13 protein-coding genes are annotated in these 12650 nt (G+C 46.3%); 7 read left to right on the plus strand and 6 right to left on the minus strand.

All coding sequences use genetic code 11. From position 1 onward, the window contains the following. The first annotated feature begins 443 nt into the window (after positions 1-443). The gene (locus Q0605_RS02020; protein ID WP_297945685.1) at positions 444-1253 is read left to right on the plus strand and encodes a M48 family metallopeptidase; all 810 of its coding nucleotides are present in this window, start codon (positions 444-446) and stop codon (positions 1251-1253) included. A gap of 239 nt (positions 1254-1492) precedes the next feature. On the opposite strand, the gene Q0605_RS02025 is transcribed toward Q0605_RS02020, so the two are convergent. After that, positions 1493-1660, minus strand: a complete 168-nt coding sequence (locus tag Q0605_RS02025) for a hypothetical protein (RefSeq protein WP_298703757.1) — start codon at positions 1658-1660, stop codon at positions 1493-1495. A 273-nt stretch (positions 1661-1933) separates the two neighbouring features. Between Q0605_RS02025 and Q0605_RS02030 the strand changes: the two genes are divergently transcribed. From Q0605_RS02030 to Q0605_RS02050, 5 genes are all read left to right on the plus strand, one after another. Further along, complete coding sequence (locus Q0605_RS02030; protein WP_297921872.1) at positions 1934-3247, plus strand: hemolysin family protein; 1314 nt, start codon at positions 1934-1936, stop codon at positions 3245-3247. Positions 3248-3894: 647 nt separating this feature from the next. Next, on the plus strand, positions 3895-5208 hold the full coding sequence (locus Q0605_RS02035) for a sodium-dependent transporter (protein WP_298703759.1): 1314 nt from the start codon (positions 3895-3897) through the stop codon (positions 5206-5208). Positions 5209-5332: 124 nt separating this feature from the next. Next, a complete protein-coding gene (locus tag Q0605_RS02040; protein WP_295152683.1) occupies positions 5333-5596 on the plus strand; it encodes a type II toxin-antitoxin system RelB/DinJ family antitoxin in 264 nt (87 codons plus the stop codon). Next, entirely contained in the window at positions 5593-5856 is a 264-nt protein-coding gene (locus Q0605_RS02045; protein ID WP_291938836.1) for a Txe/YoeB family addiction module toxin, read from the plus strand. The genes Q0605_RS02040 and Q0605_RS02045 overlap by 4 nt, the downstream gene beginning before the upstream one ends. Before the next feature lie 225 nt (positions 5857-6081). Then, a complete protein-coding gene (locus Q0605_RS02050) occupies positions 6082-6288 on the plus strand; it encodes a hypothetical protein (RefSeq protein ID WP_298703760.1) in 207 nt (68 codons plus the stop codon). Positions 6289-6502: 214 nt separating this feature from the next. On the opposite strand, the gene Q0605_RS02055 is transcribed toward Q0605_RS02050, so the two are convergent. Genes Q0605_RS02055 through Q0605_RS02065 form a run of 3 tightly spaced genes read right to left on the minus strand, consistent with a single transcriptional unit; the run spans position 6503 to position 10244 of the window. Then, a complete protein-coding gene (locus Q0605_RS02055) occupies positions 6503-9019 on the minus strand; it encodes a molybdopterin guanine dinucleotide-containing S/N-oxide reductase (protein WP_298703761.1) in 2517 nt (838 codons plus the stop codon). Further along, positions 9016-9624, minus strand: a complete 609-nt coding sequence (locus Q0605_RS02060; RefSeq protein WP_298703763.1) for a cytochrome C — start codon at positions 9622-9624, stop codon at positions 9016-9018. Before Q0605_RS02060 ends, Q0605_RS02055 begins: the two co-directional genes overlap by 4 nt. 20 nt (positions 9625-9644) lie before the next feature. Beyond that, the gene (locus tag Q0605_RS02065; protein ID WP_298703764.1) at positions 9645-10244 is read right to left on the minus strand and encodes a disulfide bond formation protein B; all 600 of its coding nucleotides are present in this window, start codon (positions 10242-10244) and stop codon (positions 9645-9647) included. A 379-nt stretch (positions 10245-10623) separates the two neighbouring features. Here Q0605_RS02065 and Q0605_RS02070 point away from each other — a divergent pair, with 379 nt between their 5' ends. Then, the gene (locus Q0605_RS02070; RefSeq protein ID WP_298703766.1) at positions 10624-11058 is read left to right on the plus strand and encodes an Imm12 family immunity protein; all 435 of its coding nucleotides are present in this window, start codon (positions 10624-10626) and stop codon (positions 11056-11058) included. Between the two features lie 405 nt (positions 11059-11463). Here Q0605_RS02070 and hutX read toward each other — a convergent pair whose 3' ends face one another. Together hutX and Q0605_RS02080 are read right to left on the minus strand one after the other, a co-directional pair. Then, positions 11464-11976, minus strand: coding sequence for a heme utilization cystosolic carrier protein HutX (gene hutX, locus Q0605_RS02075; protein WP_298703768.1), 513 nt, complete (start codon positions 11974-11976; stop codon positions 11464-11466). 217 nt (positions 11977-12193) lie between these two features. After that, the gene (locus Q0605_RS02080) at positions 12194-12637 is read right to left on the minus strand and encodes a DUF805 domain-containing protein (protein ID WP_005872982.1); all 444 of its coding nucleotides are present in this window, start codon (positions 12635-12637) and stop codon (positions 12194-12196) included. Between the last annotated feature and the right edge of the window lie 13 nt (positions 12638-12650).

Below are 12650 nucleotides of genomic sequence, written 5' to 3' on the forward strand. Positions count from 1 at the left end.
CGACTCACCTCAAATCATAGCGACATCCGAGCCCATTTTATCGCACGATTTGATCGCATAAATTTTAAACCGATCTTGCTGCGCCCGGGTCGAGCGCCTGGTGTAAATAAAATTCTACCGGATTTATCGTTGCGTAAATTTAAAACCGCACCCCGCTCTATTTAGACGTAGAGGCACCTTGTTTATGCAACGCCGCGTTTAGATAAAATCACTGCTTTCACACAGCAATGCCTCGTTTACGCCACGATAAAATTCTGCGAAATCACCGCTAAATTTTATCGTTAAATTACAAAGCCCAATCCTATTTTAAAGGCGACGGGTGTTCTTAAATTTCACGACAAATTACAAATAGATCGCGCCTGCAAAATACAGCAATTCAAAATAAAATTCTAAAAATTTAATCAAATTTCGCTAAAATCGCCGCAAAATTTTAAGGAGAAAAGATGAAAAAAATAGCTCTTTTAATATCCTTTGCTGCGATGATGATTTTTACCGGCTGCGCGAGCACCACGCAAGGCGGCGCCGTAGGCATCGACCGCTCGCAATTCATCACCGTAAGCGAAGCTGAAATGGATCAAAGTGCCGCGCTTGCCTACAAGCAGATTACCGCCCAAGCAAACGCCAAACATGTCCTAAATACTGATAAAAAGCTAACTGATCGCGTTAGAGGCATCTCGAAGCGCCTAATCGCTCAAGTCGGCGCATTTCGCAAAGACGCACTGAAATGGAACTGGCAGGTAAACGTCATCAACGACCCTACGATCAATGCTTGGTGTATGCCTGGCGGCCGTATCGTCGTATATACTGGCATCATCGAAAAACTAAAGCTTACCGATGCCGAGCTGGCTGCTATTTTGGGGCACGAGATGTCTCACGCACTGCGCGAACACAGCCGCGAGCGAGCCTCGACTGAACAGATGAAAGATGTCGGTATCGCCGTAGCAAGCTCCGCAGCAGGGCTTGGAGATCTGGGCTCAGCGGCTTTGAATATGGCGGCGCAGTACACATTCACGCTGCCGTTTTCGCGCACGCATGAAACGGAAGCCGATCTGATGGGCGTTGAGCTGATGGCGCGCGCAGGATACGATCCGAGGGCGGCGATAAACGTCTGGGAGAAGATGAATAAGCTAAATGAGAGCCATCCGCTTAAATTTATGTCCACGCACCCTTCAAACGACGATCGCATCGCCGATCTAAAAGAGGTGATGCCAAAAGTCTTGCCTCTTTACGAGGCTGCCACAAGAAATAGATAGTCTTGCGATTTAAAATTTCGCAAGAGTTTGCGCGCTGAGGTTTTTTTAAGTAGCGGGTTTTATCGTAGCATTTAAATTTCTTAATGGACTTGCGCGCGGCGCTAGGATTATCCGCCGCGCTAGAGCTCTATCGCGATAAAATCTCGCCGCGACAAAGGCCTGCCGCAGCGCGAAATTTTAAATTACCGCAAAATTCCATTAACACGCGCGATAAACATAATCCGCGCCGAGACAAAATTTCATTTTAAAATGCAAGTGCTGGGCGAAATTCCGTCGCATAGAAAGCCGAAACGTCCGTCGCTACAGAATTCTACGGCGCGAAATTTTACGATTTTAAGCGCGACGAAATTTGGAGTAAAATTTTGCCCCTTCGGGCGCAGATGGAATTTCGCTACGGCCGTATACAAATGAAATTTTGCAGCCGCAGCCCAGTATGAAAATAAAATTTATTCGGCTGGGTAGCAGAATTTAGCGCTATTTTGCGCGGCGACAAGTCTCGCGTGGGCAGATGAAATTTCGCGCGATAAAAGAAGCAAAATTTCAACTCCGTAAAATTCTACGCACGGGCGCGAGGCATTTTCCACGCCTTTTGGATTTTAAAGCGTTTTTAGATATAATCATAAATATTTATTTTTAAATTTCAAAGGATAAGAAATTTGGACACGGACAGTTCGGTTTTAATGTTAGTTTTAGCTTTTGTATTCATCTTTATGAATGCTTTTTTCGTTCTTTCGGAATTCTCAATCGTCAAAGTAAGAAAGTCTCGCCTCGAAGAGCTTATCAAGGATAAAATTCCAAACGCAAAGCTCGCTTTTAAAATTTCAAACTCCCTAGACACCTACCTCAGCGCCACTCAGCTAGGCATTACGATAAGTTCGCTAGCCCTCGGCTGGATCGGTGAGCCCGCGGTATCGAGACTGATCGAGCTGCCGCTAAGATCCATCGGCATAGGCGGCGGAGCGGCGGCACATACGATCGCCTTCGTCATATCTTTTACGCTCGTTACGCTATTTCACGTCGTGCTCGGCGAGCTGGTGCCAAAATCCATCGCTATTGCCAAAACCGAGAAGATCGTACTTTTCATCTCTAGACCGCTTCATATTTTTTGGATTATGTTTTTTCCGATCATAAAGGCATTTGACTTCATCGCTGCCGTATCGCTTAAAATCATCGGCGTAAAGCCCGCCAAAGAGAGCGAGCTTGCGCTTTCGGACGAAGAGATCAAAATCATCGCGAGCGAGAGCCTAAAGGGCGGTGTGCTCGATAGCCTAGAGACCGAGATCATCAAAAATGCCGTCGATTTTAGCGACACGGTCGCTAAAGAGATAATGACGCCGAGGCGCGATCTAGTTTGCCTAAATAAGCAAAAAAGTTACGACGAAAACTATGCAACCGTCTTGCAGTCGAAATTTACGCGCTTCCCATATATCGACGGCAGCAAGGATAACGTCCTAGGCCTCATCCACATCCGCGACATCATCCAGCAAAAGGGAGATAAAAGCTTCGATAAAATCGTGCGCAAGCTCATCATCGTGCCTGAAAACAGCCCGATCTCTAAAATTTTACCGATGATGAATAAGCAGCGCATTTTTGCCGCGCTCGTCATCGACGAATACGGCGGCACGGCGGGATTTTTGACGATGGAAGATATAATAGAAGAAATTTTTGGCGACATCAACGACGAGCACGACGCGAATGCACAAAATTTTAAATGTATCGACGAGAACACCTTTGAGTTTAGAGGCCGCTTCGAGATCGAAGGCGTCGAGGAGGTGATGGGCATCGACTTCGACGAGGAGACCGAGCAGCTAACGATCGGCGGCTACGTCTTTAACCTCTTCGGCAGCCTACCTGAAATCGGCGATAAAATAAGCGATGAAAACTGCGACTATGAAGTGCTGCGAATGGATGGCACAAGAGTTTCGCTCGTAAAAGCGATCAAAAAAGCAGTCGCGCAGCCGCAAGAAAATGAAGAAGCGGAGAAAAATAACTAAGCCAAAGTGTGAGTTAATAAAATTCGCTCTGTGATGCTGCGTGCCGGAAATTTCAAGCACGCTGCCACTTGCGACGCTCTCAATCCCCATCCCCATATAGGGCAAAAATTTATTCGCTGCTCCCGCATAGATGCCCTAATAGCGGGCACAGGAATGCCACTCGCCTTGTAGAGCGCCATAAAAGTGCTATTTATAAGTCCTCTTCATATTACAAACAAAAGGCGAAATTCTACCGCGAAAATTCTGCCAGAGCGACGCTAGATAAAATTTCTTGATAAGCCTGTTTTCAAATTTTGCGAGATCGTAAATTTTAAAATTTCGCAGAATTTTAAAATTCTAATTGATCTAAATTTCTCGCCTAATTTAAATAGCAAGCCACACTACAAGCCCAGGCCAAGCGAATTTTAAATCCAAAGCCTAAGCGTAAAATTCTAAAATTATTAAAGATAAAATTTTGCCGCGCAATATCGCAGAATTAACTCTATCGATTTTGATCATAAAATTTCGCCAATCTTGCTTTAAAACTTCGCAATTTTAAATTCTAAAAATTTCTAAGTAATCAAATCGGCACGCCTTAAAATTCCGCATAAATAAATCTTAAATTCCTTTTTGCTACCATAACGAAAATTTTTTGCACGGATGGCTTTATGACAAAACACAAATTCTCATCGCGCTGGGCTTTTATCATCGCTTGCGTGGGCTCCGCCGTAGGTATGGCAAATGTCTGGGGCTTCCCTTATAAACTCGGCACGAACGGCGGCGGCGCATTTTTGCTAATTTACGTTTTTTTCGTAGCGCTGTTTTCATACATAGGCCTAAGCGCCGAATACGCGATCGGTCGCCGCGCCAAAACAGGCACGCTAGGCTCATACGAATACGCGTGGAAAAGCCGCGGACTGGGCGCTATCGGTAAGGTTATCGGCTGGCTACCGCTTGCCGGTTCGATGTGTATCGCAGTGGGCTATGCCGTCATCATCGCCTACGTTCTAAAAGCGCTAGTCCAAGCCATAGACGGCTCGCTAATGAGTGAAAATACCGATACGTGGTTCAACTCTTTTGCCCTGATGCCCTACTCCGTGGTACCTTATCACTGTATAATCGTCGCAGGCACGTTGTTGACGCTGTTTTTCGGCGCCAAAAGCATCGAAAAAACGAATAAAATTATGATGCCGCTATTTTTCGTGCTATTTGCAATTTTGGCAATTAGGGTTGCGACACTGCAAGGCGCTGCGGGCGGATATGCGTTTCTTTTCGGCGCCGATTTTACTAAGCTAGCAGATCCGATGGTTTGGATTTCTGCGATGGGACAGGCATTTTTCTCGCTATCGATTACGGGCTCAGGGATGATCGTCTATGGCGCGTATCTATCCAAGGACGAAGACATCGTATCTGCGGCGAAAAATACCGCGCTATTTGACACGCTAGCCGCGATGGTAGCTGCGCTAGTGATGATCCCTGCAGTATTTGCTTACGGAATGGATCCTGCGGCGGGGCCTAAGCTACTTTTCGTAACTCTGCCTAAAATTTTGCAAGATATGGCAGGCGGTAGAATTTTTGCAGTGATTTTATTTACCGCCGTGATTTTTGGTGGAATTTCATCGCTTCAAAATATGTTCGAAGTAGTTGCCGAATCGCTAATGCATAAGTTTCCAAGGCTAAGCCGCGCATTCACGCTTGCGCTATTGTGCGCGATTTGCCTGGGCGCAGGCCTTGGTATGGAAGCCATAAGCTCATGGGGTCCGTGGATGGATTTCGTATCGATTTATATCATTCCGATCGGAGCGGTAATCGGCGCGATATCGTGGTTTTGGGTGATTAAGCGGAATGAAATTTTAGATGAGATCAATCTAGGCGCAGATATGGCTCGCGGCAAGCTCTGGTATGATATCGGGCGCTTTGTCTATGTCCCACTGGCGCTACTTTTATGCATAATCGCGCTTAGTATGCATATTTCGTTTTGAATTAAAATCTTGCTAGATTTAGAATTAATAGTGTTCTCTAGTAATGGAATTTTAGCAAAGCACATTTATAAATCATTGCATTATCCATATAAATAATGTATAATGCAATCAAAAAGGAGACAATATGACGCGATCTATAAACGTAAATTTTAGAATGGATGCCGAGCTTAAAAAAGGGTTGGAGGAAGTATGCTCTGAAATGGGGCTAAATTTAACTACTGCTTTTACAATATTTGCTAAAAAAGTATTGCAAGAACGCAAAATTCCTTTCGAGCTGACGGCAGATCCCTTTTACAGCCACGAAAATTTATCTCATCTTAAGCGCTCTTTTGACGAATTAAAGGAAAATAGCGGGATTGAGCACGATTTGTTAGAAGCGGATCAATGAAAAAAATCTGGTCGCAAGAAGCTTGGAAAGATTATCTGTATTGGCAGGAAAATGATAAAAATATCCTAAAGCGCATAAATAAGTTAATCCTAGATATAGAGCGTAACGGCTACGATTGTATAGGCAAACCCGAAGCGCTAAAGGGCAATTTATCGGGGCTTTATAGTGTTAGAATAGATGGAAAAAATCGGCTCGTATTTAGAATATCTAATGGCGCCATAGAAATAGCTCAGTGTAAAACTCACTATGGAGATAAGTAAAATACGCACAAAAGCATCAATATCAAAGCGGTAGTATTTGTCCCAAAATAAAAACTTTCACACCCAAAAAAGGCGTAGAATTTTAAAATTTTATCTTATTTTATGGCTTAAAATTTTGAAATTCAGTGCAGATTTAAAGTAGTAAATTTCAAAATTTTACCTTGGCTGCTAAAAAGAAATTTCGTCGTCAAATTTAACAACAGAAATTTCTTTTTAGTAAATGCGGTGTCTGCAAAAGAGTATCATGAGCTGCTGCAATATTTCAAGGCGCTAAACGTAAAAATAGAAGATCGGACCGACTTTATACCGCAGGCTCAAAACAACGACTATTTCACCGATAAAAACGAAATTTACAGCGACGATTTTAGCGATACGCAAATTCCGAAGAAAAATTTTAAATGGAAGCTTAGGCGGTTTTTTAGTTTGGATTGAAATTTTAGTCCAAACGGTAAGTTCTTAAATTTAGCGAGAATTTCACGAGCAAATAGAGGGTAGGACGGCGAGGCAAATACTCGCTCGCCGCTCCTCTAGCTTGCCACATTCACAAACCTATGGCAGGTAAAATTCACTCAGCCCGTCGCCGCAGCAAATCCTCGACGATCCAGGGATAGAGCCTCGCCCCAAAACCCCAGACCGCTCCTAATCCTTACTTCGCCCCTTTAGGCGGCATAAACGCGGTTAGCTTGATATCCTCGCCCGCCTTGTGTTTATAAAGCTCGATATTTACTAACGCCGTGTGGGAGATGTTGCCGTTGGCAAGCTCGCTCGTAGGCAGGTCAATCGTAAGCACGTTCGGATTTCCGTTTTTGCAAAGCCCATCGGCGTTAGGATCGTACCACGCGCCTTCAAAGATCTGCACCACGCCGCGCATTATGTCGCTGCTTACGTTGGCTCCCGCCAAAATTTCGCCGCGAGCGTTAAACACGCGCACCAGATCGCCCTGCTTAATGCCGAGCTCCTTAGCGTCCTCGGTATTGATCAGCACCGGCTCGCGATCCGCGACGGCGTATCTCTTGCGATTTGAGGTGTTGCTCTGCTGTGAATGCAAGCGGTCATACGGATGAATGCTAAGCAGATGAAATTTCGCGGGCTTATCCTTCATCCCGAGCCATTCGACGGGCTCGAACCACATCGGATGCGCGCCGCAGTCTTTGTAATTCATAGCGGCGATCGTATCGGAGTAAATTTCGATCAGCCCGCTAGGCGTTCCCAAAGCCTCCAAAACAGGATCATTTCTAAAATCTTCAAACGTCACGTACACAGCACTCTCTGGCGTCTCGTAAAATTCCGTCGGCTCGTTTTTCTCCCACCACTGCTCGAAGCTAGGCATCTGAATGCCTAAAGCGGTGTTTGCGTTCACAGCGCCAGCCGCCCCTTCGTAAAATTCCTTGATCCAGTCCATCTCTGTTTTGCCGCCGTCTGTATAAACCTCGGCAAGCCCGTCTGCGTAAGCCTTGCAAAGGTCGGTAAAAATTTGATAATCGTCCTTCGCGCCGTACTGCTTGGCGACGACCTGCTTCATCGGGATTATATGCATATTGGAGTAGTCTCCGCTCATCGTGATGTCGTTGCGCTCATACTCCGTCGTGGTCGGGAACACGATGTCCGCCATCTTCGCAGTCGGCGTCCAGTAAATTTCATTCACTACGATGGTGCGCGGCTTGCGCCAAGCCTTTATGTTGGTGTTGGTGTCTTGATGGTGCACGATCGGATTTCCGCCGACCCAGTAGATAAAATCGATCTTCGGATAGGTGATCTTTGCGCCATTCGCGTCGATCGTCTTTCCCGGATTTAGCAGCACGTCCGCGATACGAGCTAAAGGAAAGGCAACCTTCGCCGTATTTACCAGCCACGCTTGAGTGGCTTCGCCGCCTTGCTTCTGATCCTGCGCAAGCCCTAGGAATTTGCCGTCCTTAACGACGCCGACGCTTGCGGCGTTCATTCCGCCGATCACGCCGCCCGCGCAGGTAGGCGCGCCGCCGTTAGCGTAGTGGTAGCTAAAGCCAAAGCCCCCTCCTGCAAGTCCGATCTGCCCCAGCATCGCGCACAAAGTCACGATCATCCAGTGCGCCTGCTCGCCGTGATGAGCGCGCTGGATACCCCAGCCGGCCATTATCATCGTGCGGTTTTCGTAAAATTTTATCGCAAGCTCTTTGATCACGTCTGCGCTAATGCCGCAAATTTCGCTAGCCCACTCCGGCGTCTTGGCTACGCCGTCGCTCTGCCCCGTAAGGTACGGGACGAATTTTTCAAAGCCCACGGTGTAGTTTTGTAAAAATTCCTTATCGTACTTGCCCTGCGAGTAGAGGTGCTGCGCCATGCCTAGCATCATCGCTACGTCGGTGTTCGGGCGAGGGGTGATCCATCGCGCCTTGCCCTCGAAATACTTGCCGCTTACGGTCTTGATCGGATCGATGATAATGATCTCTTTATCGCTATTTTTTAGCTGCTCAAAATACTTAAATCCCTGCTCGTCCGAGCTTGTCCACGCCACGCGAAGCGTGGAGATCGGATTGAGCCCCCAAAAGACCACGACTTTGGAATTTTCAAGTACCACGGGCCACGAGGTTTGCTGCTCATAGACCTGATTTGAGCCCGTTACGTGCGGCATTATGACCTGCGCCGCGCCCGTGGAGTAATCGCCCGTGACGCCCGTAAAGCCGCCGGTTAAATTCATAAATCTATGAAGCAGCGTCCTTGAGACATGCACGTTGCCCGTGCTCTGCCAGCCGTAGCTGCCCGCAAACACCGAGCTCGCACCCTTTTGCTCGCGCGTCTTTTTAAGCTCGCGTGCGACGAGTTTGATCGCGTCCTCATATTTTACCTCGACCCATTCGTCAAGCCCGCGAAGCTCAGGCTTTGGATTATCGGGATCGGCGAGGTATGATTTTCGCACCATCGGCGCCTTGATACGCGTATTATAAACGAGATCCGCCATCGTATTTTGAAGAGTATTTGGAATTTTAGAGGTGATCTTCCACGGCGCTGATTTTACGATCTTGCCGTTTTTAACGCTCGCTTTTAAAATTCCCCATCGCGCCGCAGTTAAAATTTCGCCGTTTTTCTTAAGCGCTGTAAGTTTATCCGCCGCGAGCATCGAGCTTGGGATGAGCGGAAGCGCCGAAACCGCCGCGCCGAGCTTTAAAAAATTTCGTCTTTTCATTTCATATCCTTTAAATTTACGTCCTTGGAGTGCTTTTGCAGATACTGCACCACCGTCCAGCTCTCATCCTTGCTAATAGGCGTGCGCGAAAGCATCGATTTGATGTAGCCCGGCCATCTGTTGGCTTCGTAGCTGACGGGTTGGTGCAGAGCGTGACAGACGCTACACGAGGCTTCAAATTTCTCCTTAGCGCCAGCGAAAATTTTATCCACGTCGCCGCTTAGCGCGCTCTCGTCGGTGTAGGCGGTTATTTTAACCTTATTAAAGCCGTCCTCTTCGCCTAAGCTCTCGCTTTGAAATTTAGCCTGCTTCGAAAACGCCACTGCGATTATGCGCGCTTTAGGCGTGAAATAAATAACATTGGGCGCCTTTGGATTTTGATAGCCGATGAGCGAAAATTTCACCGCTCCGTCCTTGACCTCCAAGACCTCTATGGCATTCGTAGGCAGCAGCCTGCCGTCCTTGTGCGATAAATCGCCGCTTACGCTTACCTGCTTTAGCACCGTGCCGTAAAGCGTCTCGCCCGCCTTAACCTCGGCGTTTGCACAGCTTGCGATCACAGCCGCAAGAGCCGCCGCAGCCGCAATAGAATTTAAAAACTTCATGCTTATCCTTTCTTAAAATTTTAAAAACTTCTCGTAAATCTGCCGTATAAAAAACTCGCAAATATCACGGTCAAAACAGCCGCGAATGCCGCAAACGCTATCTGCGCGCACTGCGCCGCGTCTGCAAATTTAATGCTCGGCACCAGATAAAATCCCTCGCCGTAAAATCCGCCGAAAAAACTCTGCACTTCGCTAAGTGCGGTGCCTGCGGGGAAGGACGGGGTGCCCGTGCAGCTTGCGGGGCGAAATAGCTCCGGTAGCAGGCTATCAAGCGGCGCTGCGAAAGGGAAAGCGGGTGCCGCGAGGCAATTTGCGGTATCTGCGACAGGGCTCGGCGCGGAGCTTTGTAAATAGCCGTATATCGCGCCCGCAAATCCGAGCGCGTAAGCAATGAGCCTTGTTATGAAGCCAAACGGCAGCAGCAAGCCGATGAGCGCGCCCACGCCCGCCACGGCAAAGCCCAAACGCACGAGGGCGCCCATCTGCGTAGGCGACATAAAAAGGTAGCGCTGAAAGAAAAAATACGATACCGCAAGATAGCCTGCGCTTATCACAAAGAGCCAAAACCACGGCGTAGCGGTATTTTGCCACGCGTAAATCTTCAAAATCAATCTATTCAAGATCTCCTCCGTCTTATAAAATTCTTAAGAATACTTTTTAATCTTAAGATTTAAATTTATAAGGGAATTATAGCAATAAAAGATAAAAATTCGAGTCTGCATTGCCCTAAATATCGGAGTTTTATAAGCTTTAAGCTTAACGTATAAAATTTCAATTTTAAAATTTGTCGCTCCTTGCGCGGCGGCAAAACGTTTTTGAGATATGAAATTAAAATGATAGATTTTATAAAATTTTATCTTTGTCAGAGCCTGCTTTGAGGAAAAATATACCGATTTTAAAACCCCAGGCAACTCCGACGCTCAATAAATATTATGAAGATGATATAATGAGCCAAAATTTTGAATAACATCACTTTATAATTTAAGGACGAGGTGCCGTGTGAAATTTAACATAAATGCCGTTATCGGCGGGGCGGATGATGTGCCGATCTATATACCGGATATTATAAGAGCGGCAAGAAAAGAGATTAAAAGGATTTTTAGCGATTTTGAAATGCGCTCGCTGCAAAAGATCGATATTTGCCTTTGTTTGAGCGGGGAAGTATCGAGATATTTTCCGAAATCGGGAATTTACCAGCCGAAATATTATCTTAAAAGCAAAAAAATTATCGCGTATATTCATTTTAGCTCAGATGAGTGGGGCTCCGATAAAAGGGCGAACGTAGATAAATTTTTAGAAAAGTTCAAGCAGTATCTTATGGAGCTTGGAGATATTACCGGACGGAAAATTACGAATAATAATTTAGAATTTGACGATAAGCAGTACAAAGATAATATAGACCTAGTTTTTGAAAATTTAGTAGTAGATTGTTGAAATAAAATTTGAAAAGAATATCTATCTGAAGCGGCAAAATTCCGCTTCAGATAAGGCAGACGCTAGCCCGGGCTAGTGAAATTCCAAACGCCTTTAAGACGCAAATAGCGATGAGGCGAGTTTGGAATTTTATCATCAACGATAATTTAAAATTTTGCCCGAAAGCTTATTGGCGAGCTTAAAGCGCCTTGGTTGGCGCCCCGTAGAATTTCAACGCGCCGTTAAGCAAGCGATGAGCGAGCAGAGCAAGGCGAGTCTTGCGTGAGCGCATAGGGGTGCGCGCAGTGTTATTTCGCAGTAGAATTTTACGGATTTGATCTCGCGCGTAAAGGGCGAGATCAAGCCTAAATGCCCGCGCAAGGGCAAATTTTACGCAAGCCGCGCAAAACAAGCCTTGCGCTAGCGCTAAATCGCGGCTTTTAGCGCTTCAAATTTCGCGTCTTGCTCGGCTAGAAGCTGTCCTTTCTCATCGCGCGAGACGTAAATTTTAAAGATATTCTCGCCCGCCTTGTCGTAAAAGCCCACGAATTTCGAGAGCATCCCCATGAAAGTCTGCGTCACGAGGATGATCTTATCGATCTCATCCGTCTTTAGATGACCCGCCAAAATGCCCAGCCCGTGCGCCTCATCGCCGTTTGCGCCCATGCCGAAATTATAATATCCGCGCGCGCTCTTGCCGCTTGGGATCTTGGTTTTAAACTCGATGATGAAGCTCGGCGTATTTTTTACGAAAAGAACCTCGCCCCAGCTCTCAAGCTCCCTAATGACCTCGCCGAATTTATCGCCGCCCGCACTCTTTCCGAAGCGCTCGGGCAGGTTTAGCAGCACGTCGATCTCCTTGGCGCCGAGCTCTTTGCAGATCTGCGCGATCGAAATTTTAGGGTTTTGCGCGAACAGCGCCTCGATTCTCTCTTTCATTTTCATCCTTTCTAAAATAAAATTTTAAGCGCCATTATAATATAAAAATTCTAAGTTACAGATAATGGCAATCAATTAAAGAGGATTTGAAAAGCTTATTCTAAGAAAAATTTAGCGCTACAAAGTGCTTATGCATAGAATTTTAAGTGATAATACAAAGAATTTTATCTGCACAGAATTTTATAATTCTAAAATTCCGCAAATCTTTAGAGCTTTATCATAGCGGATCGTATCCGAAGCGATTGGACCCGCTATCGCCGCGCTGCACGAAAAACACAAGCAGCACTATCCAACCCACAAATGATACCAAAAGCCCGATATCGCCGAAAAAAGCACCCACGATCGGCGTTAAAATAAGCAGAAAAAACCAGCCGCTTCTATCGGTGTCATGTAGTCGCCTGACCGATACGGCAATGGCTGGCACGAGCATAGCTAGCTGAAAAAGCGCATCTATAATGCCGATTTCTTGATGGACGATTTTGCCGGCTATTATTTGATTATATCCTATCGTAGTGCCTAAAACGCCATCTATCAAACTCAAAACAATCCCGCCAAGCACGGTAAATAGAAAAAACCACCAGTACTCCGACCTTGATGCTCGCCCGCTAAATGCGGCGTATTTTTGCTTGACGCAAGTTTGCACGGACTCCATAAAAGTCATTTTAAACTCCTTT

Origin of the sequence: uncultured Campylobacter sp., from assembly GCF_938017705.1 — a bacterium.
Classification (GTDB): domain Bacteria; phylum Campylobacterota; class Campylobacteria; order Campylobacterales; family Campylobacteraceae; genus Campylobacter_B.